Here is a 26,325-nt window from a genome sequence, read left to right as displayed (position 1 = left end):
TTAGCAATTGTCAATAAATATACCGATCACCAATAAAATAATATTTTTATCAATTATTTTATTCGCACATCTTGTTCCATTTGGAGCCCCCCTTCCTACCCCCTCACAAAACTAACCTTACTTCTCTCTTAAATTAATGTAATTAGCTTTCGAATTTATATCTTTAGCTCATAATAATTTATTTTATGGAAGTAAGCAAACCAATCATCAGAATTTCCAATCTTCGCAAATCTTACGGATCTAAAGAAATATTAAAAGGAATCAACTTAGACATCTACCCGGGTCAAGTCATCGGTTATATAGGTCCAAATGGAGCCGGAAAATCAACAACAGTAAAAATTCTTACAGGATTGATCAATGATTTTGAAGGCGAAGTCATGGTCAACGATATCGATATCAAAGAAAATCCACTAGCTATAAAAAGCCAGATTGGATATGTTCCCGAAAATGCAGAGCTATATGATGTGCTTACACCCCTGGAATATCTTGATTTTGTAGGTCAGCTCTACGGTATGGAAAATACACTGATTCAACAAAGGTCTCAACAATTGCTCAAAGCATTTGGTCTCGAACAAAACATAAATAATAGAATGGATACCTTTTCAAAAGGTATGCGTCAAAAAGTGTTACTGATATCAGGTATTATTCACAATCCACAGATCATCGTCTTGGATGAGCCTTTGTCTGGTCTAGATGCAAATGCCGTCATCATAGTCAAAGAATTAATTTCCCTTTTAGCCAAAGAAGGTAAAACAATATTCTACTGTTCGCATATGATGGATGTAGTGGAAAAAGTATCCGACCGCATCATGTTAATTTCTGAGGGGCATATCATTGCAGATGGCACCTTTGAACAATTGAAAACATACCAATCCGAATCTTTAGAACAAATCTTTTCTAAACTCACGGGCAAAGAAGATGGAAGTGTAGAGGCATCACATATAATTTCAGCAATCCGCTAATATCCTATGCAAAAACTAACGTTAAAATTCATTTTGCTATTTAGCAAATTATGGACAAATATGGGAATTGATGTTGCGCAATTAAAAATAATTATAGAAACAAAATTGATCATCGATGATCGTCGCCCTTTAGCATCATTCACAAAAAATCAAAACAAGAAACCATCCAAATATTCAACATGGTTTCAATTTTTTATTTTTCTCCTAATGGGGTTGATGTTTCTCGCATTTGTTATTGTCATTCCTGACAAATTTCTCGCAACATCATTGTTTTTAACACTAATTTTGTCCATGTTATCGTTATCCCTGATAACTGATTTCTCCACAATCTTACTTGACAATAAAGATCAATATATCATATTGCCAAGACCCGTCAATGATAAAACAGTAGCATTCTCAAGAGTACTTTATATGCTTATCAAGATTTCAACACAGTTGATGGCCATGTCCTTACCTGGGTTAATTTTTGTGTTTACAAGTTGGAACATTTTAGCCGCTTTTACTTTTTTGATCCAATTAATACTCGTCACCTTGATCGCTGTATTTTTTGTTAATATTTTTTATTCCTTGTGTTTACGGTTTCTATCGATTCAAAAGTTTAAAGATGTCATCAATTACATCCAAATATTTTTCTCCATTTTTATCTTTTTAGGCTATCAAATTGGTCCTAGAGTGATGCAAAGTTTTACAGAAGGACAAACCAGTGTCCATCATATAAAATTACTCTGGCTTTCTCCGGGCACCTGGATCGCTTCATTCCAAGCACTACTTGTACAAGACTTCAGTACGCTTACACTTTCATTCTCTGCACTCAGCATATGTTTACTCATTATAGCCATCTCAGGATCATCACAGTTATTTTCTAAAGATTTCAATTCAAAAATCGCACAATTGGCAGGAGGAGATAACCCAGTGGAGAAAAAACAACAATATCCAGAAGGAAAAGTTCCATTGTATAAGAAAATAGAAAAAATAGTCACAAACAGTCCACTAGAAAAAGCTGGATTTTCCATCATTTGGCTGATAACGGCACGATCTCGAGAATTTAAGATGCAGCTCTATCCCACCATGGCCTATTTACCCATCTATTTTATATTTCTATTTCTGCAAGGGAAAAACGATACATTTGCGGAACGAATCGATAATGTCAATACATCAGGGCTCTATATCATGATTTTTTATCTATCGTTATTTACGGTATTGACCGTCTTCCAACTGATCACTAAAAGTGAAAAATACAAAGCAGCATGGATCTATTATGCCGCACCTATCCAGCAAACTGGAGAGCTAATGTCAGGAGTACTAAAATCTGCATTTCTGAAATATTTTATACCCTTCAATCTGATATTTCTAATCATTTGTGTACCACTTTTTGGCGCACATGTCACCAATGACATTCTGCTAGCTACAGCTGTCGGAGGTATTGAGAGTGTTCTCGTAATGCTCTTTTTGGTTAAATCCTATCCTTTTTCTCAAGCAGCAGAAAATGGGAAAAGTAGAGTGTTGATCAATCTTTTGGTATTAGGGCTCTTAGCCATTGTAGGTTATTTGCATATTGTCATCCACCAATACGAAACAATTATTTGGGCAATAGCTATTATCGCCTGGATTGTATTTTTAATTATGATAAAATACCTAAAAAAAGAAAACTGGAAAAGTTTAGCTTTTGATGACAATTAAAAATTGTATAATAATGAAAACAATAATCACATCTATATTTTTAATAACATTATTTTTCCAAGCCTCGCAAGCACAGGTTAACGTGCAAGACACTGTACGCCATGTACCCATTATTGCTTATTGGGATCAAGGAGATACTTTCAAATTTAAGGTCATTAAAAAAAATACGGATAGCGTTGATCACAAACTTGTAAAACATGAAGAGCGCGCCTATATTGCACAATTTATTGTCTTAGACTCTTTAGAAGATGGATATCGCATCGAATGGAAAATTATTGAAAATTTAAATCCAGAAAAAAAAGATGTTCCAGAAGATTTACTCTTGGATGCAATGGCCTTAAATAATTCTCAAATTATCTTCAAAACGGATACATTAGGTCGGTTTTTAGAAATAGAAAATCATAAAGTGATCGGTGAATTCTCTATTAAATATTTTAAAAGTTTGTTGAAGAATAGCCCAAATCAAAACGACAATGAGTTAATATTAGAAAAGTACACTAAAATGTTCGAGTCCAAATCTGGAGTCGAAAACTTTATCTTGCCTGAAATACCATTATTGTGCAGTTTATATGGCGGCGTATACGACACTAAAGATACTATTTATTCAGAAGTTGAATTACCAAACCCGCTATCAAATCATCTTTTAGTCAGTAAATCCGAGTTTTATAACGATTATATCGATGAAAAATTTGTTAGTTTTTATAATAACTACTACGCTGATCAAAACTCTTATATAGAAATGGTTAAATCTATATACAATGATGATGACATCCTGACAGAAGAAATAAATAAAATACAACCTATCATCATATTCACAAATTATTTTAGCTATCATCTCCCATACGGAATTCCAGCAGATTTTTTCGCAGGGAGATTAATAAAAATAATCGATGAAAAAGGTATCCTCAATATTAAAGAAACAACTATAGATGTGGAGATGCTCTATGACGAAGATTAAAAAAGCGTTATATTTAAAGAAGTTTACAATTTATAAATAAAAAAATTATGTCAACAATAACTGTCAGTGCCGATATCAATGCTCCTTTAGAGTTTGTTTGGAAACTATTCACGCTGCCTGAACATATTATGCGATGGAACACGGCCAGCGATGATTGGGAAACTACATCAGCAACCAATGATCTTCGAAATGGAGGCAGATTTAGTTTTCATATGACTGCAAAAGACAAAAGCTCTAGTTTTGATTTCGGAGGACAATACGATGAAGTAAGACCTTTAAGACATATTTCATACAGTCTCGAAGATAACCGAAGAGTAAGCACTACTTTTTTCGAAAATAAAAATGTAGTTACCATCGTTCAAAGTTTTGATAGTGAGACCACACATACAGAAGAGCAGCAACATAAAGGTTGGCAAGCTATTCTTAATAATTTTAAAAAATACGTCGAATCACAATTATAAATAACCCATACCGCTTCCCCTCATCATGAAGACTCACTAGCAGTATACTGAATACATTCTCCAATTCGATCATCCCTAGTGGTTAGATCTCCTTTAAGAGACTCTCATGAAGACAAAAGTTGATACTACCGTACCGCGCTGGCTTATTGTCTATCCCTCATCAATAAAAATATTGAAATCTAAGATAGAATCCCTTCATTGTAGAGTGATTAAGAATGATATAAAAAGGGAAAAAGAGACAAAAATAAAAAAAGCTTCAAGTAAAGTTGAAGCTTTTAGTAGCGGGGAGCAGGATCGAACTGCCGACCTCAGGGTTATGAATCCTGCGCTCTAACCATCTGAGCTACCCCGCCGTTTTTCGGTATGCAAATATAGTAATTACCCGTCAAATAAAAAGCTTTTTTTTATTTTTTTTCATTGTTTTAATGCCTTTATGCACAAAAAAAACGCAATTCCTTTATAATGAAACAAATAGTAATCATAAAAAAATAAAAGTGACTAGATAAAAAAACATACCGCCTAAAAAGGCAATATTTTTTATTTTTTTTAATCCAAAACTTTTTTATAAAATAATTGCAAAGACAAAATAAATATGTATTATTACATATAATACTATAAAAGTATAACCCATACGCAATAATAAAGAGGGGCTTTTGAGTTTAGTAGCGGGGAGCAGGATCGAACTGCCGACCTCAGGGTTATGAATCCTGCGCTCTAACCATCTGAGCTACCCCGCCGTTTTTGGGAATGCAAATATAGATTTTTTTTAATAAATAAAAAATAAATATTCATGCAATATGGCAGAAAAAATAAAATTAAACTTAGAATATATTGTAAATTCTTCACCTAGAATTCTGTTCCCATTTTTACAAGAACCTAATGCCCTCTCACAATGGCTCGCTGATGATGTTAATTATCGCGAATCCGTGTATGAATTTGTTTGGGATGATGAAGGTCACAAAGCTAAAATCGTCAATATTAAGGAAAATAAGCTGATACGCTATAAATGGCTTGAAGATGAGCCTTATTACTTCGAATTGGAGATCGACCAAGACGAACTAACAAATGATGTTGCATTGCGAATTACAGATTTCGCAAAAGAAGATGATGTTGAAAACCGTAAAATGATTTGGAATAATTCAATTGAATATCTCCAAAGTGTAATTGGAGGATAAAAAAGTATATCTTTGCATCTAAATTAGGTCTTTAAAAAATAGACCTCTGAAGCTTCAAAAAAAATAAGCTTTAGAAAGGAACATGTGATCGGATGAAAAAGATTTATTTACTTATTCTTAAATCCTTTATAAAGCCATTTTTCGTCACTTTTTGTATTGTGATGTTTGTGCTTTTAATGCTTTTCTTATTTAAATATATCGATGATTTAATAGGAAAAGGCTTTGAATGGTATGTCATACTGAAACTAATCGGCTATCAATGTGCGGTTCAGATTTCTATGGCTATGCCACTTTCTATGCTCTTGTCATCCATTATGACATTTGGTAATTTGGGAGAAAGCTATGAGCTTGTAGCCATCAAAGCTGCTGGAGTATCACTCAGAAAAGCCATGACACCCCTCTTTATCTTAGTTGGTTTTTTTAGCATAAGCTCCTTCCTATTTTCGGATTATATACTACCTATTGTCAATTTGAAAATGGGTTCATTGCTATATGACGTGCGCAATAAAAAGGCTGACTTCCTCATTAAACCCGGTATTTTTAATAACACCATTCCAGGATATTCCATTCGCGCCAAAGGCAAAAATGAAAATGGAACCATCCTGTATGATTTAATGATTTATGACAATCAAGGTGGAAATGCCGGCAATACCGTATTAATCGCTAAAGAAGGATTTATATACAATTCTCCCGACAACAGCTATATGATCCTAAAGCTCAAAGATGGGATCCGCTATGAAGACGCACGTGTTAAAAGCTCAAAAAGTTATGACCCCCGTCAACAGTTCACCAGATTCAAGTTCAAAGAAACAGAACAAAAATTTGATATGGAATGGAATAAGATGCAACGAACAGACGAAAATTTGTTCAAGAGCCATCACGCCATGTTAAATTTGAAGCAACTAAAAGTGTACACAGACTCCAATAAAATGAAATTGGACAGTGTCAAACACCTGTTATCTAATACGATGGATCATCGTTTTAATCTCTATTCACCTTATTTTAACAATAGACAAGGAAATGAAAAGATTAAACCGGCCAAAATCAAGCCCTTCAACGATCTATTGCAAGATGTGATCCCAGTTGAACAGCGGGCACAAATTACAGGAAATGCACTGAGTCAGTTGAACTACATGAAAGATGATCTGAATAATAAATTGCCTGACTATAAAGACTTAAATGGAAAAGATATTCGCTATCGGATTGAGTTTCATCGAAAATTCACGCTAGCAGTATCCTGTTTATTATTATTTGCCATTGGTGCACCTTTAGGAGCGATTATCCGAAAAGGAGGATTGGGACTTCCGGTTATCATGGCTATTATCTTCTTTTTAATATATCATATCATCTCTACAGTAGCAGAAAAGTCTGCAAAAGATGGAGCCATCTCACCTATTCTGGGAATGTGGATGGCGATTATCGTATTATCTCCATTGGCAGGATTCCTAACTTACAAATCCACAACAGATTCGGCACTATTTGATATCGACCAGTATAAGTTAAAAGCTGAAGCCGGCTTCAATTGGATCAAAAGTAAGATGAGCAAGAAAAAGGCAAAAGCGCAATAATAAGCTCATTTTGACTTATACATTATAAATAAAATAGAATTCTATACTAACTTTGCATATATACATTTAAGATATCCATGGATTTCAAATTAAATACGATTGAAGAAGCAATCGAAGATATAAAAGCGGGCAAAGTGATCATTGTCGTAGATGATGAAGACCGCGAAAATGAAGGTGATTTTGTAACAGCAGCAAGAAATGCTACACCAGAAATAATTAATTTTATGGCTACGCATGGTAGAGGATTAGTGTGCGCGCCGTTGACGAGAGAACGTTGTGAGGAACTGCAACTTGAGCTGATGGTTGGAAAGAATACCGCTGTATACGAAACAAACTTTACCGTTTCTGTCGATTTACAAGGATATGGTTGTACAACAGGTATTTCAGCATCAGATCGTTCAAAAACAATAAAAGCACTTATTGACCCCAATATAGATCCTGTCGAATTAGGACGTCCTGGACACATTTTTCCATTAATTGCCAAAGATGGTGGCGTATTGCGCCGTACCGGTCATACCGAAGCTACGGTAGACTTAGCGCGCCTTGCCGGTTTTGAACCTGCCGGGGTATTGGTTGAAATTTTAAAAGAAGACGGTGAAATGGCTCGACTTCCAGAATTAATGGAAGTAGCTAAAAGATTCGATTTAAAAATCATCAGCATTGAAGATTTGATCGAATACCGTCTAAAGCATGATTCACTTATCGTCGAAGAGGTGAAAGTGGATATGCCAACAGCATTTGGCGATTTCAAATTAAAAGCTTATACACAAAAGGATACAGGTGAGCATCATTTAGCGCTTTACAAAGGTGAGTGGAATGAAGATGAACCCATTCTTGTACGTGTACACAGCTCTTGCCTTACGGGAGATATCTTTGGTTCTTGCCGTTGTGATTGTGGACCACAATTACACAAAGCCATGGAAATGATCCAACAAGAAGGAAAAGGAGTCATCGTTTACATGAACCAAGAAGGTCGTGGCATCGGTCTAGTGAATAAATTGCAAGCCTACAAACTTCAAGAAACTGGAGTCGATACCGTAGATGCTAATATTCAACTCGGATTCAAAGCCGATCTAAGAGATTATGGAGTAGGAGCTCAAATATTACGTAGTCTTGGCGTAACAAAAATGCGCCTAATGTCTAACAACCCATCCAAAAGAGCTGGTTTAGTTGGATATGGATTAGAGATCGTTGAAAATGTTGCGATTGAAATCAAATCAAACCCTTTTAACGAGGTCTATTTAAAAACAAAAAGAGATCGAATGGGTCATACCATTATGAAGAATCTATAATCATACTTGTAAAAGGGAGTTCGTAAGTTCTCCCTTTTATTTTATTACATCAAATGATAAAACAAGATATCAAACAGCTTATTTTATTTGATGGAGTTTGCAATTTTTGCAATAGCACCGTCAATTTTATCATTCATAATGATAAGAAGGATCAGTTTAGATTTGCTACACTGCAGTCAAAACTGGGGCAAAGTTTCATTCACAGGCTTCCCTCAAATATAGACTCGATAGTTTACGTTAGAAACCAAGAAATTTTAATAAAAAGTACCGCAGCTCTTTATATTGCCCAAGATTTAGGATATCCCTATAAATTAATGGGCATTTTCAAGTATCTCCCAACATCTTGGCGAGACTGTTGTTATGATTATATAGCAAAAAATAGATATCGATGGTTTGGCAAAAAGGATCATTGTGAAATACCTACTGAGCAAAATCGAAAAAAATTCATTTCATAAAATTAATAAACGATGAAAAATCCCTTATTGCTTAATCAAGCATATATAAATGGAAAATTCATTTCCGATAAAAAGACATTCGATGTCGTCAATCCTTCCACAGGAAAAGTCATTGATACCGTTCCAGATCTTGAAATTGCTGCGTGCCAGAAAGCGATAGCCGCAGCAGAAGCAGCCTGGACATCGTGGCGTAAAACATCAGCTGCCGAACGTAGCTCCCTCATTCGAAAGTGGTACGAACTTATTTTACAAAATAAGGAGCACTTAGCTGAAATAATAACACTCGAAAGCGGTAAACCATTAAAGGAATCGTTGACCGAAGTCGACTATGGTAATTCATTTGTCGAGTGGTTTGCTGAAGAAGGCAAACGCGCTTATGGAGAGACACTACCATTGGCTCAAAATGGAAATAGACTGATGACGATCAAACAAGGTATTGGCGTGGTCGCAGCCATTACCCCGTGGAATTTTCCTGTAGCCATGATTACACGTAAGGTAGCTCCGGCATTAGCAGCAGGTTGTACCATTATTCTAAAACCAGCCTCACAAACGCCATTTTCAGCAATTGCCCTAGCAAAATTAGCCGAAGAAGCCGGTATACCAAAAGGTGTTTTCAATGTGGTCACCAGTAAAGATAGCGCTGGATTTGGAAAAGAGCTGGCAACCAATTCTGTGATCAGAAAATTATCATTTACCGGTTCGACAGAAGTTGGAAAAACACTAATAACACAAGCTGCTTCTAACATCAAAAAGGTATCGATGGAACTGGGTGGCAACGCCCCATTTATCGTATTTGAAGATGCTGATATCGAAGCTGCAGTAAAAGGAGCTATAGCTGGTAAATTTCGAAATTCAGGACAAACCTGTGTATCGATCAATCGCTTTTATATCCAAGAAAATATCTACGATACCTTTGCTCAAAAACTTACTGAAGCCGTAAAAAAACTGAAAGTAGGCGATGGATTGGATAAAGGAGTTGAAGTTGGTCCGCTCATCAATAGCAAAGGACTTGAAAAAGTCAAACACCATATTGAAGATGCCGTTAAACATGGTGGAAAAATTGCAACAGGTGGAAAACCTCAGAAAGGACTTTTCTTTGAACCAACGGTATTGACAGATCTATCCCATGATGCCCTTATAGCACAAGAAGAGACATTTGGCCCCGTGTGTGCTCTGTTTAAATTTACCACTGAAGAACAAGTTATCCAGTTGGCCAATGATACCCCATTTGGTTTAGCCTCCTATTTTTATTCACAAAATGTAAATCGTTGTTTCCGCGTTTCTGAACAACTAGAAGCTGGAATGGTCGGTATCAATACCGGATTGATTTCAAATGCTGCAGCTCCATTTGGAGGAGTAAAAGAATCAGGAGTCGGCCGAGAGGGATCCAAACATGGACTAGACGAATATATGGAGCTAAAATACCTCTGCTTCGGCGAATAATAAATCATTTGATATAAAAAAAAGCACGAGTGATTCGCTCGTGCTTTTTTATAAAATCTTACTCATCTAATCCGAGTAATTATTTAGAATAACTTGTTTGAACATACGGAGCAGCTAAAAGATAATCAATACTTTCTTTGAGACCTTTATCCAGATCAACCGTTACTTCTTCAAGTTCAACAAAAATATGTTTCACTCCAGCAGTTTTAGCATTTTTAAAGATCGCATCAAATCCGACCATTCCACTTTGACCGATTTCACGGTGATCTTTTATATGAAGTGCCGTAAATCGTCCTGGATATTTATTGAAATAATCGACAGGACTAGATTTACCGATAACCGTCCAATACACATCCATTTCAAAAAATACATCTTCAGGATTAGTATGTTCAATCATATAATCTAACATGATCACTTTATCTTCCACTTTTTGAAATTCATGAGCATGATTATGATACCCATACTTGATCCCATGCTGGCGACATAGTTTACCCACCTCATTTAAGTATTTACACTGTGTATCCAGATCTTTTATTGTCTTTGGAACTTCCATCCAAGGAGTAACAATATATTGCATCCCAGCAGCCTTATGCGCCTCTATCGCCTTAACCCACCACTCCAAAGCTTTAGAAAAATCACCAGTAGCCAATTCTTCTTTTGAAAGATTTCTTGTAGCATGCGATGAAATCACTTTCATCCCTGCTTTCTCCACTTTACTCTTAAATTCCTGCGGTGAGTTATTATAAAATTTTCCGTCACTAAAACCTGCCGCCTCAACTGCAGTATAGCCCATAGCGGATAACTTTTTCAATACAGGAAAATAGTCCGTATCGTTTTTGATCTGACTTCTAACAGAATACAATTGTAAGCCTATATCTTTCTTTTTCAATGTTTGTGCAACACTCTCAAATCCACATAGACTAGATCCTGTCACCAATAGAACAGCAACTAAAAATTTCAATTTCTTCATAAAGATTATTCTAAAAATAAGACTTCCTTCTTATTCGATAATAAAGCTGTAGTAAAATATGTTAAATATTCTCGATCTAGCTTTATAATCATTTGGAAGATTAAATGTAATATTATACATTATTTCAAAAAGATCCAACAAGAGCACCTAAATTTTAGATAACAATGCAAGTACAATTGGTTTAGCTATTAAAAAAATCCTATTTTAGAAGATAGGAATAAACGATATTTTTGATATAATATGCACAGGTAAAAAACTAAATTGGGTTAGTATCTACATTGGTCAAGACAATAGTAAAACACAATCTGTGTAACATCAAAAAATAAACAATATATCATGTACAACTTATTTATATCATATCTAAAACAATGAAAATTTATTTAACAGTAGTATTACGAGTAAAAGAAGCACATCGTGAGGAGATCAAAACAATCTTACTAGAAATGGTCCGTTTAACAAGACTAGAGCCCGCAGCCGAGCTTTACAATCTACATCAAGGTATAGAAGATCCAAATGTATTTACGTTTTATGAAATATGGACAGATCAAGCAGGTTTAGATGCACACAACGAACAACCATACATCAAAAATTTTGGACCTAACTATGGAACACTATTAGCCGATCAACCCAATGTAATAAAAACGACCTTAATTTAAAATTCCGCAGGAGATTATTAAAATAATTAAATCTTCTGCTTAAAAAAACTTAGAAATGTAAATGCAAAATGTATTATTTATTTGTAGCCGCAACCGCTGGAGAAGTTTAACAGCAGAAACCATTTATAAGAAACATAAAACAATACGAGCAAAATCGGCTGGTACAGAAAATAATGCCCGAATTAAAGTAAATGGAAAACAGCTTTTATGGGCTGACCTTGTATTTGCTATGGAAAAGCATCATAAAGAAAAATTAATACAACAATTTCCAAATGAAACTAAAGATTTAGAAATAATAATTTTGGACATAGCAGATGAATACAAGTACATGGATCAAGAGTTAATCGAAGAAATACAAAATTCAGTTTCATACTATATATCAGAATGATCAGTGTATAGCTTTAAAAATACAACGATCATATACACACCATTTATAAATTTGCATGTTACATATTGATAAGATCTCAGCCAAGCTAATTTTAAGATACTTCTGTCTGAGCATCATACTATTGGCCATAAGTTGCCATTCCAATACAGTAGATTACCCTTCGAAACACTATTTAGCAATTTCAAAAAGAGACACGGCATACCTGAAAATTACCAAACGCGAAAATTATTTTTATGGGCAATATATCGTAAAATACGGAAATAGCGCTAAAGACTCGGGTGAAATCAGAGGAAATATTTTAGGCGACACATTACTTGGAGACTATTTTTACATGCCAAATAGTGGTGGAGTAAAAAAAAGAAAACCATTTGCATTGCTACAGAAAGGAAAGACCTTAAAACTAGGCTCGGGTGCTGTCATGAGTTTTATGGATATCCCCTATTATGCCCCCGATGTTTCCATCAACTACGACAGTACCAATTTTGTATTCAACGAAATCGAACAACCTTATTTTTGATTTTTAAACGCATAAAACATGTAGCGTAGTTCTCAACATGCGAAGATGCAAAAGCACCAAAAACAGTTAACCCACTAGGAAGTGGGTTAACAAAATCGATTAATATCCATGCAAATTCACATCCTCAGTAGATTTGATCGCTACCGTTTTACCCATTTTCTTTTGGATAACAGAAAAATGATGTAAATCCTCATCTGTCAATAGTGTAATGGCGGTACCGACATCATTTGCACGACCTGTTCTACCGATACGATGTACATAGTCCAAAGGAGAGCGAGGTAATTCGAAATTAATGACAACAGGTAAGCCGTCAATATGAATTCCACGACCGATTAAATCTGTAGCCACGAGAACTTGGACATCACCCTTTTTAAAATAGTCAAGATGATCTCTTCTACTCCCTTGTGATTTTTGACCATGTATCGAGATAGCTCTAATTTTATTTTTCAACAATTTATCCACTAGCTTATCTGCTGTACGTGTAGAAGAGACAAAGACCAAAACCTGAGTCATCTTGTTCTCTTTGATCAGATAGCGTAAAAATGGACCTTTAGATTCGGCAGTGACATGATAAGCAATCTGATCGATATGGTCAATATTTGCCTCTTCACTTGCAATCTCTATCACCACAGGTTTAATTCCAAGAAGTTGATTGATTTCTGCTATTTTATCATTTAACGTTGCGGAGAATAAAGTTGTTTGTTTTTTCTGAGGCATTAAAGCTAAAAGTTGTTTCAGCTCATCCTCAAACCCCAATTGAAACATTTTATCAGCCTCATCAATAACAAGATGCTGAATATGACTAATGCTCAATGCTTTACTATTAATGAGATCTAGCAATCGACCAGGAGTAGCGGTCAAAACTTCAACCCCAAGCATACCCTTCATCTGTGGATTGATAGATACACCACCATATACCGCCATCGTTTTGATTTCGCGTTTCAAATTCGTGGTGAAAGCTCTAAAAACTTCATCAATCTGAATCGCCAATTCACGTGTAGGAACTAGAACTAATATTTCAATATTTCGGTCACGTTTAACAACCTCAACTTGCAATTTCTCTAAAATAGGCATCACAAAACATGCAGTTTTTCCAGAACCTGTCTGCGCGATTCCCATCAGATCTTTACCTGATAAGATGACTGGAATGGCTTGTTCTTGAATTGGAAAAGGTTTTAGATAACCCAACTGTTTAACAGAACTAATGATATTGTGTGATAATCCTAAAGACTCAAATGACATAAAAACGTTTTATTTACTTGCAAATGTACACTATTATTTATTCTCAAAAGTTACGGAGCAGGTATCAATAGAGAAGATGAAGTACAAATACTTTTTATTTTTAAAGTAGGTGGGTAATGTTCAACACGTTACAAATTAACCTAGACCGGACATGGGTTTTATTTATCTCCCTTTGAAATACGGTATTTTTTATAAGCTTTAATGAGAACCATCAATAAAATCGCTAACGATATCAGGCCAACAACACCATAGATCCAATTTAATGCTGATTTAAGAACTACCGTAAAGACAATAGAAAACAATAGAACAGTTGATACTTCATTCCACATTCTAAGTTTTGAAGAGCTCAGCGTTGATTTTTCATCTCTTAGATTGAACATCATGCGTTGGCTGACAAAATGATAAACGATCATACCGGCAACAAATAGGAGTTTGACCTGCATCCATCCCATCTGTAATAATCCAGGATTTATATACAACATCACTAAAGCTGAAATCACAGTGATATACATCGCAGGAGTCGTGATTACCCACCACAGTCGATTTTCCATAATGGAAAACTGTTTATGCAAGACATGATAGGCTTCTTTGGATTGATCTTTTGCTTCGGTATGGTAGATAAATAAGCGAGGCATATAAAATAAGCCTGCCATCCAACAAATGACAAATATAATATGAATTGCTTTAGCGTATAAGTACACCATGGTCGTATAAAATTAAGACAAATATAGTCGAATATTTTTATTGCTTAAAAAAGTTCACAGTCTTTAAACAAAACAAGGAACAAAAAATTTGTTCCTTGTTTTGTGTAGTAATTGCCTGTTGTTAGTATCTAAATTCCTTAACAACCTCAATTGCATATTTTACATGATCAAAAGGGATATCAGGCATGATTCCATGACCTAAATTAAAAATAAAGCCATTTTCACCACGCATACGTTCAAATAATTGAAGAATCTTATCCTTAATCACTTTTTTATCCGCATATAGTACAAACGGATCTAAGTTTCCCTGAACCGCAATACCAGCAGGTAAAGATTGTTTGATATTTTTCAGATCAGCATTCCAATCTACAGAAATTACATCTGGTTTTGCTTCAGCCATAATTGGAGCAAAGACAGAAGAACCTTTACAGAAAGAAATTACAGGAACATCTTGACGATTCAATCTCGAGATGATTTGATTATTATAATAATGAGCAAACTCTTTGTAATCGTTCCAAGATAATGCCAAAGCCCAGCTATCAAAAAGCTGAACAGTATTTACACCAGCAGCGATTTGCATATTTAAATATTCAACCGTTACATCAGCAATCTTTTGAAGAATAGTGTGAGCCAATTTTGGTTCATTATTCAACATTAACTTAGTCAGCTTAAAATCTTTTGAAGACGCACCCTCGACCAAGTAACTTAAAATAGTAAACGGTGCACCAGCAAAACCAATGAGCGGTATACTTCCATTCAAACGCTGTTGAATAACTTTAATAGCATCAGCAACGTATTCCAATTTAGGTAGACAATCCGTCGCTAATTTATCCGCATCCGCAAATGAACGTACTGGATTTGCAAAACGAGGACCAACCCCTTGTTCAAAACTTAAATCTCCCCCCATTGCTTCCGCTGTAACCAAGATATCCGAAAACAAGATTGCGGCATCAATTCCTAATAGATCAACAGGTAACATGGTTACATCTGCAGCAATCTCTGGAGTTTTGCACATTTCCAAAAAGGAATATTTATTTTTTATTGCCCAATACTCTGGCATAAATCTTCCTGCTTGACGCATCATCCATACAGGTGGGCGTTCAGTTTGCTGCGAAAGCGCAGCTCTAATCAATAAATCGTTTTGTAAAGTAGTAATCACTATATATGTTTTGAAATTTCGTTTTGTATTTTACCAATTATACTAGCTTGGCGCTCGGTCAAGTTCAACTTTTTAGCAACATCAATATACGTCTGAGCACGTTCATACTCTTCCTTTCTTAAACTGATATTGGACAAATTGATCAAGATCATTCCCTTTTCATTATCCTTTTTCCATGGCAATCGAGATGCTAGCTGAAAATGATATTCTGCCTCATCGATCCGATCTTCATGTAAAGAAATAGTACCCATCATATATTCATAAATATTACGACGGCCTTTTCGCAATCGATCCGGATTCTTCACTTCAGCCAGTAATGCTTTTGCTTTAGCATAATTCTGCTTATGAAAAGAATCACTAGCCATCGCAACAGAACTCTCACGTAGATGGCTCCAAACAAGATAACAAACTCCCCCAGCTATGAGGATCGAAGTCTGATAATGTCCCGCATATACACCATAACCAATTAACAATAATGCAATAATAATAACAGCTACGCGAGCCTTAAATGTCATCATAGAGTACTAGTGGTTATTGTCCGTAAATTTATATCCAACGCCACGAATGGAATGGAAATAAATAGGATGCTTTTGATCAGGTTCAAAATATTTACGGAAAGTCAATATGAAATTGTCGATAGTACGAGTCGACGGATAAACATCATAATTCCAGACCGTTTCTAATATTTGTTCACGAGAAACAGCTTCGTTGCGACGCTCGATTAACAGCTTCAACAACATCGTTTCTTTTTTGGTCAATGATGTAATCGTACCATCTGCATGGTGCAACTCATAGGAATTAAAATAAATGGTCTTATCACCGATTTGGTAAGAGTTAATCTCTTTCAGATCATCTGGCTTCAAACTTCTTCTAACCAAATTACCCACCCGAAGAATAAGCTCTTCCAGATTAAAAGGTTTGATTAAATAATCATCAGCCCCTTTTTTAAGACCTGTGATACGATCTTCACTACTGTTTTTAGCTGTTAAAAACATAATAGGGACTTCCGTATTTTGAAGTCGAATAGTTTCGGCCACTTGGAATCCATCGATCTCAGGGATCATAACATCCAAGATAATTAAATTAAAACGTTCTTCCTTGAATATTTTCAAAGCCTTTTTTCCGTCTGTAGCTGTTGTCACACGGTAACCTTCTAACTCCAAATTCAACTTGATAGCCTCTAACAAGTGTTCTTCGTCCTCTACGAGTAGTATGCGTTGTTTACTTTGCATTTTTATCAAATGTTACTTCAAAAATACTCCCCGAAGGAGTGTTATCTTTTACCTTAATAGACGCGTTATGCTTTTGCAAAACCGTCTTCACTATATACAACCCCAAACCAGTACCTTTAGTTTTACGTGTTGCTTCACTTCCAACACGATAAAATTTATTAAAGATAAGTTTTTTCTCCGCATCACTGATACCAATTCCGTGATCAGAAACAGAAAAAATAATTCCTTGAGCCTCATTTGTCAATTTGACAACAACATTGGCACATGGAGGAGAATATTTAATGGCATTTTCGATCAAATTAGTCACCACATTACTAATAGCAAATTTATCAGCATACAACATAATATCAGCATCCAATTTCGGCTTCAGCACCTGTGTTCTACAAGCATTCTTTTGAAGACGGTCGACAATCTGTTCGACTAATTCAGTTAAGTTAAACTTCTCCTTAGGAAGATTATAGTTACGGCTTTCAAGTTTTGTTGTGATCAGCACATTTTCAACCAAATCGTCCAGTCGTTCGATATCTTTCAAAGAATTTGTCAAAAAAACCTGTTGCTGTTCTTTATCCAGATCTCTTTTCAAAATGGTCTGAATGTACAATTTTACAGAAGCCAATGGAGATTTAAGTTCATGCGTTATCGCCAGCAAAAAGTTCTGCTGCTGTTGCTGTAACTTCTGCTCACGTACAAAAAGCTTTTTTAATCGCAAAGCTCCCCACAAAAAGATCAGTAAGAAAAAAATACCCTCACCAATAATCATCGACTTTCTTTCAGGTTGAAATCGAGCAAGCATAACCCCCCACCATATCAACTGAGAAGTCGCATAAAATACTAGAAAATAAAATAAAACAAGTGCTTTTTTCATACGATATATTGCAACGGAACAAAAATAACGATAATGGGAGGTATAAAAAAATGTGTTAGACTTTATGACACTAAGAGGAAAATCGAATTTTCGATATTTCTTGCAATCAGTCCTTTTACCCTATATTTGTACTATGTTTCAACAAGAAAAAAAAGATATATTCTTCGATTTAGATCATACCATTTGGGATTTTGACAAAAATGCGGAAGAGACATTGGATGAACTCTATTACCACTACCAATTTGATCAACTCTTTCAACAAGAATCCTCTACGACATTTATTAAGACCTATACGATCAATAATCATCGACTATGGGACTTATACCATCACGGTAAAATCGATAAAGCAGAACTGCGCCGTGCGCGATTTGCAGACACCTTCACACAGCTTGGTGTAGACCCTTCCCTTTTCCCAAATGATTTTGAGGAAGAATATTTATTGATCTGTCCGCAAAAGACAAATCTATTTCCTCATGCACATGAAACATTAAGCTATCTGTATAATAATTATAACTTACACTTGATATCAAATGGCTTCAAAGAAGCTTGTGAAGTAAAACTTGCAACAAGTGATCTTCATAAATACTTTAAAAACATATTCATATCGGAAGTGGTGGGAGTCAATAAACCGGATCCCAGAATATTCAATTATGCACTAGATAAAGCCCATGCAAAAACTGATCATTCCCTCATGATCGGTGATAATATCGATGCCGATGTTCGCGGAGCTATGCATGTAGGAATGGACGCGATATTCTTCAATCCAACACAAATTGAAAAACCACAGGATATCAACCATATGATCCATAATCTTAAAGAACTACAAGAAATCCTCTAGCAAGGATTGACCACCTATCATTCGTTTCCGAAAACGGTTATAGCAATCAAAAGAGTGAAATAGCGACCAGCATGGCCAGCCTTACTCGATCTTAATATAGAAACGCAAAATGATATAAACAAAGAGCGAGCTTAAAAATTAAGCTCGCTCTTTGTTTATATCTAAAATGAGATTATAGTTTTTTTACGGTAATATTTTTAAACCAAACATCATCACCATGATCTTGGAATCCAATCACACCTGATTTGGTTTTACCACCAACATTTTTCAAGAGCTCATACGCCAAAGGCCATTTTGATTCACTAAATTTACTTTTCTGCAATAAATCAATCCAAGATTGATCCCAAAGTGTGTAGGTGACCACTTTGACACCATTCTGCCAATGTTCAACTTTGCCATTGTTCACAACGATTTTCACTTTGTTCCACTCACCAAATGGCTTGCCATTTTGTGGCTTCGCCGGAATCATGTCATACAAAGATGTTGATTTACGATTACCATCCACACCCATCTTCGCATCAGGATGATTTTCATTATCCAGCACTTGACATTCAGGGCTTGAAATATAGATCGGTTGACCTTCAATTTCTTTCGCTAAAAAGAAAATACCCGAATTAGCCCCCTTCGCAACTTTCCACTCCAACTCCAATTCGAAATTTTTAAAATCGTGTGCGAAAATTAAATCTCCACCTTCATCATTTCCAACATTTGCCTTACTATCAAATTTTATGGCACCCTCATCAACAGTCCATTTTTTAGGAACTACGGTTTTATTATAACCTCTCCATCCGGTCATGGAAGTACCGTCGAAAATGATATATGCACCTTGCTTATTTTTTTTAAAATTTTTCAAATCTACCTTTGGTAGATCCAAAACCTTATATGCAGGGACTTCTTTCTTCTGTTGTGCGACAGCAGTACCCACACTTGCAGTACCCGCGAGCATAGTAGCTGCTAAAACGATTGTTCTTAATTTCATATCTAGTATTTATATGGATTAAATTTAAAAAAAAATCATCGGAATCAAGAATATATCTTAATATTCTTCTCCGGATATTTCATTTGTATTGGTCTCCTTTTTCTTAGACTTTGTTAAATCCTGGCCTCCGAATCGATACGAAACTGACAAAGTAACCATCCTTTTCATCCAGCGTCTTTCAAAATTAGAAATCAACTTCGGTGTCTCCGTATACCCTTCCATTTTTCTAGAATTAAATACATCACGTACATTCAGCATAACAGAAGCTTTCTTATTAAAGACGTCTTTTTTCAAAGCTACATCTATACCTTTCATCGCATTCATCTTACCTTGAGCCATTACTCGAGAAGAATTATATTCGCCTCTAACCTGTGCAGAAAATGTTGGTGTCATCCTATAGTTCATGGTTAAATTAGAATTATAAGAAAATCCCTTCCTACTGGGCAACTGGTACAAGTCATTCGCTTTAAAATTGGTATTGATCAAGTTCAGGTTGAATGTAAAATCAAAATCTTTTGTTGCATTTACTTTAGCAATAAATTCAAGACCAGATAAATTACGGCTTGTTAAATTTTCCCATTTACTGTAAGTCACACTATTTGAATCCACAAAGAATACGTAAGGTTGAATCACTTCATTGGTATGGTTAAAATATGCTGAACTGACCAAGTTTACTTTACCAAAAGTTTTTGCATAGCTTAACTCAAAAGCATGTACATCTTCAGGTTTCAGATTTGGATTACCCTGGCGTTGGTTCATATTATCGGTCACATCAGGAAATGGATTGATCTGCCACCCTCTGGCGCGCTGCACTCTTCTAGAATAACTCAACTGCAACTTATTATCACCATTATCATCCAGATCGTACGTCAAGAAAACAGTCGGGTACAAGCGAAAGAAATCCTGATTAGCATTTGTTTCTTTATCAAGTACGTCAGGATCCTTTGAAAAGTAAGTTGATTTTAATTCAAACTGCTCGCCACGTAATCCCAATTGATAACCAATCCTTTTGCTTAATTTATTCTGATAATTCACATATAAAGCATGAACGGTACTTGTAAAGTCAAAATCATTACTGATCTTATAATCGGGCAGATAATCCCCATTACTTACAACCAACGTATCTGAAAACTGCGTATCAAAAGATTTTCTGATCTGCGTCCGGTATCCAGCTTCAAACTTACTGGTCTCAGAAAAAGGTAAAACATAATCAGCTTGTAAGTTGATCACCTTTCCGTTTTCAGAAGTCACATTTTTACGACCACTACCCAGAGTGGGACCACTAAACTCTTGTACGAAATCATTTGTTCCATCCTCTTTATCATTTCCGTAGCTAGCATTAGCCGTCAATTCTTCACCAGATCGTTTAAATTGATGTCTAAAATCAAAATTCAAGTCGTACGCAAAGTCATCTTCAAATTGACGTGAAGTACGATTACTAGTACCTATAAGTGTAGGGTGATTGAAATATTGATAATTCAGATCTTCAGAACGGTCATTATTACGGATGCTCATATTACCAGAAAGCCCCACGGTAGTATGATCCGTTATGTTATAATCCACTCCCGCTTTAACATTATGTCCCTTCCCTTTACGAGAAGACTCAGATTCATTATAGATGCGACTATTATTATCTAATAAAGTGTTATCCACCTTACCGCTACCCACCATATTACGGCGGTTAAAATTATAGCTTCCAAAATAATTAAACTTCTTGTCCCGATAATTAAGGGTCAGACCAGCCATGTAGTTATCATAAGAACCTGCCGAAGCATTAACAGCACCATTCAGACCCGTCCGTATATTTTTTTTCAAGACAATGTTCACAATGCCCGTCTGTCCTTCGGCATCATATTTAGAAGAAGGATTCGTAATAATCTCCACTTTATCAATGGAATTCGCCGGTAAGCTCTGTAATAAAGCCGTCACATCATTACCTGCCATTGCAGACTCCTTACCATCGATCAATATCTTCACATTAGAACCTCTAAGACTAACCGTACCATCTTGATCGACCTGCAATGTAGGTACATTGGCCAATAAATCGGTTGCAGTACCACCTGCACTGACCAAGCTCTCTCCTACATTAAATACCTTACGATCAATCCCAATTTGCATCGCCGGAACCCTTCCCTCTACCACAACCTCACTTAGCAATTCACCAGAAGACTTGAGCATCAATTTGCCAAGATTTAAATTTGAAGCATTCGAAACAACAATATTAGGTTTTATGAGGTCAGCGTAGCCAACATACGTAACACGCAAGGTAAAAGTACCATCTGGGACATCTTGGAAAGTAATGACACCATTATCGTCAGATTGAGTGCCTTTTAAATAAGCTTGGGCTGTACCCGTAAGCAAAGAGGCACTAGCATAATGGACAGTAGCACCAGTTTTTTCATCCACCAGTATGGCAGATATTTTACCAGATTGAGCAAAAGCCCATATAGGAAAGAATAAAATAGTGATTAAAAAAGCAAAGGAATAGGTGTGATTTTTAGAGAGCATAATATAATTGTAAGCAGTAATCTTACAAAAATGTATTTTTTTGTTGAACAAAAACGACTCGTAACCACTTTATTACTTAATGCAATCAGGTAGCAAACACACCATAGAAATTATTCTACAGAAACAGTCAAGCCCTCTGCCTTCAAAATTTTCCGGTACACTTCCATTTCAGTCATCGACCCTTCTAGGACAGCACACTTACCCTCATTATGAACTTTGAATGCAATCCTTTCGGATTCTGGTTCTGAATATTGAAGATGATGCATCATACAAAAAATAACATGATCAAACGTATTGATATCATCATTCCAAAGAATTAGTCGGTTGGAATCTTTAACGGAAGCTAAAATTTCGGACAAGGAATAGGTTTCTTGTGCAGTTTCTGTACTCATGCTACAAAAGTACTTTAATTTTCAAAAATTACGTAATTTTACTTAATTTGAACTTAACATAAATATAAGCACATGTTTCAATCCAAAATTGCAGGTATAGGATACTATGTACCAAAAAATGTTTATACCAATCAAGATTTAACTCGTTTTATGGATACTAGCGATGAGTGGATTCAAGAAAGAACAGGTATAAAAGAAAGAAGATATGCCGATCGCATTGGCGAAACGACTACAACTATGGCGGTCGAAGCTTCAAAAATAGCCATTGAGCGTGCCAATACCACTGCCGAAGAAATTGATTTCATCATCTTTGCAACATTATCGCCAGACTACTATTTCCCGGGTTGTGGGGTCTTGCTTCAAAGAGAAATGGGAATGAAAGAAGTCGGAGCTTTGGATATTCGAAACCAATGCTCAGGATTTATATATGCATTATCTGTAGCCGATCAGTTTATCAAAACAGGTATGTACAAAAATATTTTAGTAGTTGGTTCAGAAAAACATTCATTTGCCTTGGACTATTCGACACGAGGTCGCAATGTGTCGGTTATATTTGGAGATGGAGCAGGAGCAGTTGTACTTCAACCGACAAAAGATGCCAATAAGGGAATATTAAGTACACATTTACACGCTGATGGTGCAGATGCTGAAAAATTAGCTATGTATTATCCAGGTGCTTCAGGAGGAATTTGGCTCGATGAAAAACCAACATGGCCTGAACAAGAACTCGGAGGAATGCTCATGACAGCAGAGATGTTGGAAGATGGAACTGCCTTTCCAGTCATGGATGGTCAAGCCGTCTTTAAGAAAGCGGTAGTAAAATTTCCAGAAGTAATCGGAGAAGCATTGACTAAAAATAACTTAACTACACAAGATATTGACCTATTGGTTCCCCATCAAGCAAATTTGAGGATTTCACAGTTTATTCAAAAAACCCTTAAGCTCAATGACGATCAGGTATTTAATAATATTCAAAAATATGGAAATACCACAGCTGCATCTGTCCCAATTGCCTTGTGTGAAGCATGGGAAGCTGGCAAAATAAAAGACGGGGATCTCATTTGTCTAGCAGCCTTTGGTGCTGGATTTACATGGGGATCAGCTTTAATACGCTGGTAAATTCCTTTTGAAACCTAGATATAGAAGAGCTCGTTTATTTTAACATATACGAGCTCTTTTCATTTTAGCAGATTAAGAGCAATAGTGGGTTTTCCACATGAGTTATTAACATTATGTTAATAACTCATGTGGAAAACCAAAATAACGCATAGCAAAACAAGAATTCTCCTTTCCAATGCTGTCCATGCATCAAAAAAACACAGCCGATAATTACCACTATTTATTATTAAATTTATAAATGGAAAAAATAGATCGGGAAGATATCATGATTACCAGTAAGCACAGTAATCGGTCAAAAAAACAAATCGAATCACTATTAGAAAAATATATCTATGCCAAACCAAAAGATTGGAAAAAGTTTCTAGATCTATTTTTATTGACTTTGGGATTGGGATTTGTCGTATCTGGAATTGTATTTTTCTTTGCATTCAATTGGGCTGAACTCAATAAATTTATCAAAATAGGCATTATACTCTTACTATTGGCTGCCAGTATCATCTGCGCCATTCAGTTGCGGATCAAAGAAATTTATAAAAAGATGCTAATAACTGCGGCTGCAATGTTAGTAGGGGTCCTATTTGCAGTTTTTGGTCAAATATATCAAACAGGAGCCAATGCCTACGACTTTTTTCTGGCATGGACGCTATTCATTACACTTTGGGTTATTATCACTCATTTTTATCCCCTTTGGTTACTATTTATAGTCCTGACCAATGTTACAATCGTTTTATTCAACGAACAGGTGTCTAACAATTTTGACTCAATAAGTTTAACCACCCTATTATTTTTCATCGATGGTCTGGCACTCATAGCATTACTAACATTAAATAAATACGACAAAGCAGACATTCCCCTGTGGTTTAGAAATACGTTAGCACTAGCAGTTACTACTATTGCAACTGTGGGGATCTGTTTCGTGATCTTCGACTCCAAACTCCAACAAGGCACACTTTTGATCTGTGGCACAATTGCTTTTTACTTATACAGTATACGATATGCATTATCAAACAAAAGCACATTTTTTATTGGCTCTATAGCTTTCAGCTTATTGATCATGATCAATTGTATCATCCTGGAAATTTATAATGATGACATCGCATTACTTATCATCAGTATCTTATTTATTATGGGTGTAACAGCAGTTATTAAATTTTTATTAAATCTTCAATTAAAATGGACCAATGGAAAATAAACAGGCAATAAGAGATAAAATAGAAAGACTAAGTAAAGACAGTGATCCCGCTTTTCAAATCAATACGGATAACGTATTAGCTGAGTATGCACATTTAGATAAAAACAGCTCAAACATAACCATAAAAATACTATCTATACTCGGAGTGATCAGCAGTGTTTTATGTTTTTTAGCCGCTTTATTTTCACTACACCTACTCGATGACAAGTTAAATGTAATGATCTGCGGATCCATATTACTCATTCTTTCATTATGGTGCGTTAAAAAATACAACAGCATCATCATAGATACTGCGAGTATCACCTGCTACGTCGTGGGAGGATGGATGTTGATCTATGGTTTAGATCATGATGATATCAATAATATGCTCATCGCATGCCTCATGATTAATCTATGCACGTTAGCTATAGTACAGCGCTATCTCATGTCTCTGTTAAACATACTTCTTATCATCTATTCATGCATAGCACTGACCAGCCATAATTCGGACAATCTAATCTTTATCGCACTAATCAACATGGTACTCATAGCCGCGTTAATCTATATCTTGACACAAGAAGCACCAATCCTTTCCAAACGAAACCTCATCAGTAAACTCTACCAACCTATACGAGTTGCGCTCGCACTTTCGACAATAGCAACAACAGCGTTTATTGTACTATCACATTTTGAGACTGAAGCATCACCTTTCAATACCTCTGCCATCGCATTGTACGCATTATCGATCATATATTCATTTGCAACCTTATTTATCGTGCACAAAATCATAGCAAAATTTGATACTGTAAAGTCTAATACCCAAATATTAATTTATATATTCGTCACCTTCATACTCGCTTCAACAATTATTAATCCCGGGATATCAGGAGCCATAGTGCTCATACTATTTTGTTTCTATTATCAATATAAATTTGGTCTTTATTCAGGAATAATTGCATTATTATTTTTTCTATCGCATTTCTACTACAACCTAAACTTTTCGCTATTGACCAAATCCATATTTTTAATGCTATCTGGACTCGTGTTTCTAGTCATTTACTATATCATAAATTCAAAGAAAGTCAAGAATGAAAACATATAAAAACTGGATCATCGCTGCAAATTTAATTGCCATCATAGCTTACTTTAGTTTCACTATAATTCAAAAAGAAAACATCCTTAAGAATGGAAAACTGATCCTGTTAGAATTATCTCCCATAGATCCAAGATCACTTATGCAAGGTGATTATATGCAAATGAGATATAGCATAGCAGATAGCCTTGACACACAAGAAGCTCCATTGAGAGGCTATCTTGTGGTCAGATTAAATGAAAAGAACATAGCACAAGGAGTACGCGTCCAACAGCATACGACGCCATTGAATAACGGTGAATTTTTGATTAATTATACAAAATCCAACAGGAACAATCTAAACATTGGTGCAGAGTCTTTCTTTTTTCAGGAAGGTCATGCTCAAAGATATGAGCAAGCAAAATTTGGAGGAATTAAAGTCGATAATAAAGGAAATAGCCTTTTAATAGGACTCTATAATAACCAACAAAAAATCATAAAATAAAAAAAGGCGATGCA

At 35.6% G+C, this 26,325-nt stretch carries 27 protein-coding genes and 2 tRNA genes; 17 read left to right on the top strand and 12 right to left on the bottom strand.

From position 1 onward, the window contains the following. Window positions 1-185: 185 nt before the first annotated feature. From MUB18_RS09335 to MUB18_RS09320, 4 genes are read left to right on the top strand one after another with little or no spacing between them, the layout of a single operon-like run. Window positions 186-962 carry an ABC transporter ATP-binding protein gene (locus tag MUB18_RS09335; RefSeq protein ID WP_045752213.1) on the top strand — a complete coding sequence of 259 codons (777 nt, stop codon included), beginning with the start codon at window positions 186-188 and terminating at the stop codon, window positions 960-962. A gap of 6 nt (window positions 963-968) precedes the next feature. Further along, a complete protein-coding gene (locus tag MUB18_RS09330; protein ID WP_248755716.1) occupies window positions 969-2,642 on the top strand; it encodes a hypothetical protein in 1,674 nt (557 codons plus the stop codon). 13 nt (window positions 2,643-2,655) lie between these two features. Then, window positions 2,656-3,600 (top strand): hypothetical protein, encoded by a 945-nt coding sequence (locus MUB18_RS09325; RefSeq protein WP_248755715.1) that lies wholly within the window; start codon window positions 2,656-2,658, stop codon window positions 3,598-3,600. Window positions 3,601-3,647: 47 nt separating this feature from the next. Then, a complete protein-coding gene (locus MUB18_RS09320; RefSeq protein WP_045752210.1) occupies window positions 3,648-4,061 on the top strand; it encodes an SRPBCC domain-containing protein in 414 nt (137 codons plus the stop codon). Between the two features lie 279 nt (window positions 4,062-4,340). On the opposite strand, the gene MUB18_RS09315 is transcribed toward MUB18_RS09320, so the two are convergent. Further along, window positions 4,341-4,414: transfer RNA gene (locus MUB18_RS09315), tRNA-Met, on the bottom strand. A 310-nt stretch (window positions 4,415-4,724) separates the two neighbouring features. Beyond that, window positions 4,725-4,798: transfer RNA gene (locus MUB18_RS09310), tRNA-Met, on the bottom strand. A gap of 60 nt (window positions 4,799-4,858) precedes the next feature. Here MUB18_RS09310 and MUB18_RS09305 point away from each other — a divergent pair. From MUB18_RS09305 to MUB18_RS09285, 5 genes are all read left to right on the top strand, one after another. After that, window positions 4,859-5,236: an START-like domain-containing protein gene (locus MUB18_RS09305; RefSeq protein WP_094771368.1), complete on the top strand. Its 378-nt coding sequence runs from the start codon at window positions 4,859-4,861 to the stop codon at window positions 5,234-5,236. 92 nt (window positions 5,237-5,328) lie between these two features. After that, on the top strand, window positions 5,329-6,804 hold the full coding sequence (locus MUB18_RS09300) for an LptF/LptG family permease (RefSeq protein ID WP_045754378.1): 1,476 nt from the start codon (window positions 5,329-5,331) through the stop codon (window positions 6,802-6,804). Window positions 6,805-6,881: 77 nt separating this feature from the next. Then, window positions 6,882-8,096 (top strand): bifunctional 3,4-dihydroxy-2-butanone-4-phosphate synthase/GTP cyclohydrolase II, encoded by a 1,215-nt coding sequence (locus MUB18_RS09295; protein ID WP_045754379.1) that lies wholly within the window; start codon window positions 6,882-6,884, stop codon window positions 8,094-8,096. Window positions 8,097-8,149: 53 nt separating this feature from the next. Continuing rightward, entirely contained in the window at window positions 8,150-8,551 is a 402-nt protein-coding gene (locus MUB18_RS09290; RefSeq protein WP_248755714.1) for a thiol-disulfide oxidoreductase DCC family protein, read from the top strand. A 12-nt stretch (window positions 8,552-8,563) separates the two neighbouring features. After that, a complete protein-coding gene (locus MUB18_RS09285) occupies window positions 8,564-9,994 on the top strand; it encodes an NAD-dependent succinate-semialdehyde dehydrogenase (RefSeq protein ID WP_248755713.1) in 1,431 nt (476 codons plus the stop codon). 79 nt (window positions 9,995-10,073) lie between these two features. Here the strand turns inward: MUB18_RS09285 and MUB18_RS09280 are convergent, their stop codons facing one another. Then, window positions 10,074-10,964, bottom strand: a complete 891-nt coding sequence (locus tag MUB18_RS09280; protein WP_248755712.1) for a sugar phosphate isomerase/epimerase family protein — start codon at window positions 10,962-10,964, stop codon at window positions 10,074-10,076. A 368-nt stretch (window positions 10,965-11,332) separates the two neighbouring features. On the opposite strand from MUB18_RS09280, the gene MUB18_RS09275 reads away from it, so the two are divergent. The 3 genes from MUB18_RS09275 (at window position 11,333) to MUB18_RS09265 (ending at window position 12,525) form a co-directional block, all read left to right on the top strand. Continuing rightward, window positions 11,333-11,620, top strand: coding sequence for a putative quinol monooxygenase (locus MUB18_RS09275; protein ID WP_248755711.1), 288 nt, complete (start codon window positions 11,333-11,335; stop codon window positions 11,618-11,620). A 61-nt stretch (window positions 11,621-11,681) separates the two neighbouring features. Beyond that, window positions 11,682-12,008 carry a low molecular weight protein tyrosine phosphatase family protein gene (locus tag MUB18_RS09270; RefSeq protein WP_045754384.1) on the top strand — a complete coding sequence of 109 codons (327 nt, stop codon included), beginning with the start codon at window positions 11,682-11,684 and terminating at the stop codon, window positions 12,006-12,008. A 55-nt stretch (window positions 12,009-12,063) separates the two neighbouring features. Next, window positions 12,064-12,525: a hypothetical protein gene (locus MUB18_RS09265; RefSeq protein WP_045754385.1), complete on the top strand. Its 462-nt coding sequence runs from the start codon at window positions 12,064-12,066 to the stop codon at window positions 12,523-12,525. A gap of 99 nt (window positions 12,526-12,624) precedes the next feature. Here the strand turns inward: MUB18_RS09265 and MUB18_RS09260 are convergent, their stop codons facing one another. The 6 genes from MUB18_RS09260 to MUB18_RS09235 form a co-directional block, all read right to left on the bottom strand. Further along, the gene (locus MUB18_RS09260; RefSeq protein ID WP_045754386.1) at window positions 12,625-13,767 is read right to left on the bottom strand and encodes a DEAD/DEAH box helicase; all 1,143 of its coding nucleotides are present in this window, start codon (window positions 13,765-13,767) and stop codon (window positions 12,625-12,627) included. A 158-nt stretch (window positions 13,768-13,925) separates the two neighbouring features. Continuing rightward, entirely contained in the window at window positions 13,926-14,471 is a 546-nt protein-coding gene (locus MUB18_RS09255; RefSeq protein ID WP_094771364.1) for a CopD family protein, read from the bottom strand. A 121-nt stretch (window positions 14,472-14,592) separates the two neighbouring features. Continuing rightward, window positions 14,593-15,630 (bottom strand): uroporphyrinogen decarboxylase, encoded by a 1,038-nt coding sequence (gene hemE, locus MUB18_RS09250; RefSeq protein WP_248755709.1) that lies wholly within the window; start codon window positions 15,628-15,630, stop codon window positions 14,593-14,595. Beyond that, window positions 15,630-16,148: a hypothetical protein gene (locus MUB18_RS09245; RefSeq protein WP_228115869.1), complete on the bottom strand. Its 519-nt coding sequence runs from the start codon at window positions 16,146-16,148 to the stop codon at window positions 15,630-15,632. The genes hemE and MUB18_RS09245 overlap by 1 nt, the downstream gene beginning before the upstream one ends. Before the next feature lie 6 nt (window positions 16,149-16,154). Further along, window positions 16,155-16,862 carry a response regulator transcription factor gene (locus MUB18_RS09240; RefSeq protein ID WP_045754389.1) on the bottom strand — a complete coding sequence of 236 codons (708 nt, stop codon included), beginning with the start codon at window positions 16,860-16,862 and terminating at the stop codon, window positions 16,155-16,157. Continuing rightward, window positions 16,852-17,727 carry a sensor histidine kinase gene (locus MUB18_RS09235; protein WP_045754390.1) on the bottom strand — a complete coding sequence of 292 codons (876 nt, stop codon included), beginning with the start codon at window positions 17,725-17,727 and terminating at the stop codon, window positions 16,852-16,854. The genes MUB18_RS09240 and MUB18_RS09235 overlap by 11 nt, the downstream gene beginning before the upstream one ends. A 133-nt stretch (window positions 17,728-17,860) precedes the next feature. Between MUB18_RS09235 and MUB18_RS09230 the strand changes: the two genes are divergently transcribed. Continuing rightward, window positions 17,861-18,565, top strand: coding sequence for a YjjG family noncanonical pyrimidine nucleotidase (locus MUB18_RS09230; RefSeq protein WP_248755708.1), 705 nt, complete (start codon window positions 17,861-17,863; stop codon window positions 18,563-18,565). Between the two features lie 172 nt (window positions 18,566-18,737). On the opposite strand, the gene MUB18_RS09225 is transcribed toward MUB18_RS09230, so the two are convergent. The 3 genes from MUB18_RS09225 to MUB18_RS09215 form a co-directional block, all read right to left on the bottom strand. After that, window positions 18,738-19,544, bottom strand: coding sequence for a DUF1080 domain-containing protein (locus tag MUB18_RS09225; protein WP_248755707.1), 807 nt, complete (start codon window positions 19,542-19,544; stop codon window positions 18,738-18,740). 57 nt (window positions 19,545-19,601) lie between these two features. Continuing rightward, entirely contained in the window at window positions 19,602-22,052 is a 2,451-nt protein-coding gene (locus tag MUB18_RS09220; RefSeq protein WP_248755706.1) for a TonB-dependent receptor domain-containing protein, read from the bottom strand. 110 nt (window positions 22,053-22,162) lie between these two features. Beyond that, window positions 22,163-22,444, bottom strand: a complete 282-nt coding sequence (locus tag MUB18_RS09215) for an ATP-dependent Clp protease adaptor ClpS (protein ID WP_045753278.1) — start codon at window positions 22,442-22,444, stop codon at window positions 22,163-22,165. Between the two features lie 72 nt (window positions 22,445-22,516). On the opposite strand from MUB18_RS09215, the gene MUB18_RS09210 reads away from it, so the two are divergent. The 4 genes from MUB18_RS09210 to MUB18_RS09195 all read left to right on the top strand — a co-directional run bounded on the left by MUB18_RS09210 (window position 22,517) and on the right by MUB18_RS09195 (window position 26,311). Then, window positions 22,517-23,563, top strand: a complete 1,047-nt coding sequence (locus MUB18_RS09210) for a 3-oxoacyl-ACP synthase III family protein (protein ID WP_045753277.1) — start codon at window positions 22,517-22,519, stop codon at window positions 23,561-23,563. A gap of 238 nt (window positions 23,564-23,801) precedes the next feature. Beyond that, window positions 23,802-24,755, top strand: coding sequence for a DUF2157 domain-containing protein (locus MUB18_RS09205; protein ID WP_248755705.1), 954 nt, complete (start codon window positions 23,802-23,804; stop codon window positions 24,753-24,755). Beyond that, window positions 24,745-25,836 (top strand): DUF4401 domain-containing protein, encoded by a 1,092-nt coding sequence (locus MUB18_RS09200; protein WP_248755704.1) that lies wholly within the window; start codon window positions 24,745-24,747, stop codon window positions 25,834-25,836. The genes MUB18_RS09205 and MUB18_RS09200 overlap by 11 nt, the downstream gene beginning before the upstream one ends. Then, on the top strand, window positions 25,823-26,311 hold the full coding sequence (locus tag MUB18_RS09195) for a GDYXXLXY domain-containing protein (protein ID WP_248755703.1): 489 nt from the start codon (window positions 25,823-25,825) through the stop codon (window positions 26,309-26,311). The genes MUB18_RS09200 and MUB18_RS09195 overlap by 14 nt, the downstream gene beginning before the upstream one ends. Window positions 26,312-26,325: the final 14 nt, after the last annotated feature.

Source organism: Sphingobacterium sp. PCS056 (assembly GCF_023273895.1).
Classification (GTDB): Bacteria; Bacteroidota; Bacteroidia; order Sphingobacteriales; family Sphingobacteriaceae; genus Sphingobacterium.
The sequence above is the reverse complement of the archived record's forward strand: the minus strand, read 5'-3'. Positions and strand labels throughout refer to the sequence as shown.

Excerpts from the sequence above, each read along its gene's own strand:
- MUB18_RS09280 (WP_248755712.1), bottom strand. The coding sequence starts at position 10,964 with ATGAAGAAATTGAAATTTTTAGTTGCTGTTCTATTGGTGACAGGATCT.
- MUB18_RS09220 (WP_248755706.1), bottom strand. The coding sequence starts at position 22,052 with ATGCTCTCTAAAAATCACACCTATTCCTTTGCTTTTTTAATCACTATT.
- MUB18_RS09200 (WP_248755704.1), top strand. The coding sequence starts at position 24,745 with ATGGAAAATAAACAGGCAATAAGAGATAAAATAGAAAGACTAAGTAAA.
- MUB18_RS09300 (WP_045754378.1), top strand. The coding sequence starts at position 5,329 with ATGAAAAAGATTTATTTACTTATTCTTAAATCCTTTATAAAGCCATTT.
- MUB18_RS09225 (WP_248755707.1), bottom strand. The coding sequence starts at position 19,544 with ATGAAATTAAGAACAATCGTTTTAGCAGCTACTATGCTCGCGGGTACT.
- MUB18_RS09305 (WP_094771368.1), top strand. The coding sequence starts at position 4,859 with ATGGCAGAAAAAATAAAATTAAACTTAGAATATATTGTAAATTCTTCA.
- MUB18_RS09255 (WP_094771364.1), bottom strand. The coding sequence starts at position 14,471 with ATGGTGTACTTATACGCTAAAGCAATTCATATTATATTTGTCATTTGT.
- MUB18_RS09265 (WP_045754385.1), top strand. The coding sequence starts at position 12,064 with ATGTTACATATTGATAAGATCTCAGCCAAGCTAATTTTAAGATACTTC.
- MUB18_RS09295 (WP_045754379.1), top strand. The coding sequence starts at position 6,882 with ATGGATTTCAAATTAAATACGATTGAAGAAGCAATCGAAGATATAAAA.
- MUB18_RS09210 (WP_045753277.1), top strand. The coding sequence starts at position 22,517 with ATGTTTCAATCCAAAATTGCAGGTATAGGATACTATGTACCAAAAAAT.
- MUB18_RS09235 (WP_045754390.1), bottom strand. The coding sequence starts at position 17,727 with ATGAAAAAAGCACTTGTTTTATTTTATTTTCTAGTATTTTATGCGACT.
- MUB18_RS09275 (WP_248755711.1), top strand. The coding sequence starts at position 11,333 with ATGAAAATTTATTTAACAGTAGTATTACGAGTAAAAGAAGCACATCGT.
- MUB18_RS09260 (WP_045754386.1), bottom strand. The coding sequence starts at position 13,767 with ATGTCATTTGAGTCTTTAGGATTATCACACAATATCATTAGTTCTGTT.
- MUB18_RS09320 (WP_045752210.1), top strand. The coding sequence starts at position 3,648 with ATGTCAACAATAACTGTCAGTGCCGATATCAATGCTCCTTTAGAGTTT.
- MUB18_RS09330 (WP_248755716.1), top strand. The coding sequence starts at position 969 with ATGCAAAAACTAACGTTAAAATTCATTTTGCTATTTAGCAAATTATGG.
- MUB18_RS09325 (WP_248755715.1), top strand. The coding sequence starts at position 2,656 with ATGAAAACAATAATCACATCTATATTTTTAATAACATTATTTTTCCAA.
- MUB18_RS09335 (WP_045752213.1), top strand. The coding sequence starts at position 186 with ATGGAAGTAAGCAAACCAATCATCAGAATTTCCAATCTTCGCAAATCT.
- MUB18_RS09270 (WP_045754384.1), top strand. The coding sequence starts at position 11,682 with ATGCAAAATGTATTATTTATTTGTAGCCGCAACCGCTGGAGAAGTTTA.
- MUB18_RS09205 (WP_248755705.1), top strand. The coding sequence starts at position 23,802 with ATGGAAAAAATAGATCGGGAAGATATCATGATTACCAGTAAGCACAGT.
- MUB18_RS09230 (WP_248755708.1), top strand. The coding sequence starts at position 17,861 with ATGTTTCAACAAGAAAAAAAAGATATATTCTTCGATTTAGATCATACC.
- MUB18_RS09195 (WP_248755703.1), top strand. The coding sequence starts at position 25,823 with ATGAAAACATATAAAAACTGGATCATCGCTGCAAATTTAATTGCCATC.
- MUB18_RS09285 (WP_248755713.1), top strand. The coding sequence starts at position 8,564 with ATGAAAAATCCCTTATTGCTTAATCAAGCATATATAAATGGAAAATTC.
- MUB18_RS09290 (WP_248755714.1), top strand. The coding sequence starts at position 8,150 with ATGATAAAACAAGATATCAAACAGCTTATTTTATTTGATGGAGTTTGC.
- MUB18_RS09240 (WP_045754389.1), bottom strand. The coding sequence starts at position 16,862 with ATGCAAAGTAAACAACGCATACTACTCGTAGAGGACGAAGAACACTTG.
- MUB18_RS09245 (WP_228115869.1), bottom strand. The coding sequence starts at position 16,148 with ATGATGACATTTAAGGCTCGCGTAGCTGTTATTATTATTGCATTATTG.
- MUB18_RS09215 (WP_045753278.1), bottom strand. The coding sequence starts at position 22,444 with ATGAGTACAGAAACTGCACAAGAAACCTATTCCTTGTCCGAAATTTTA.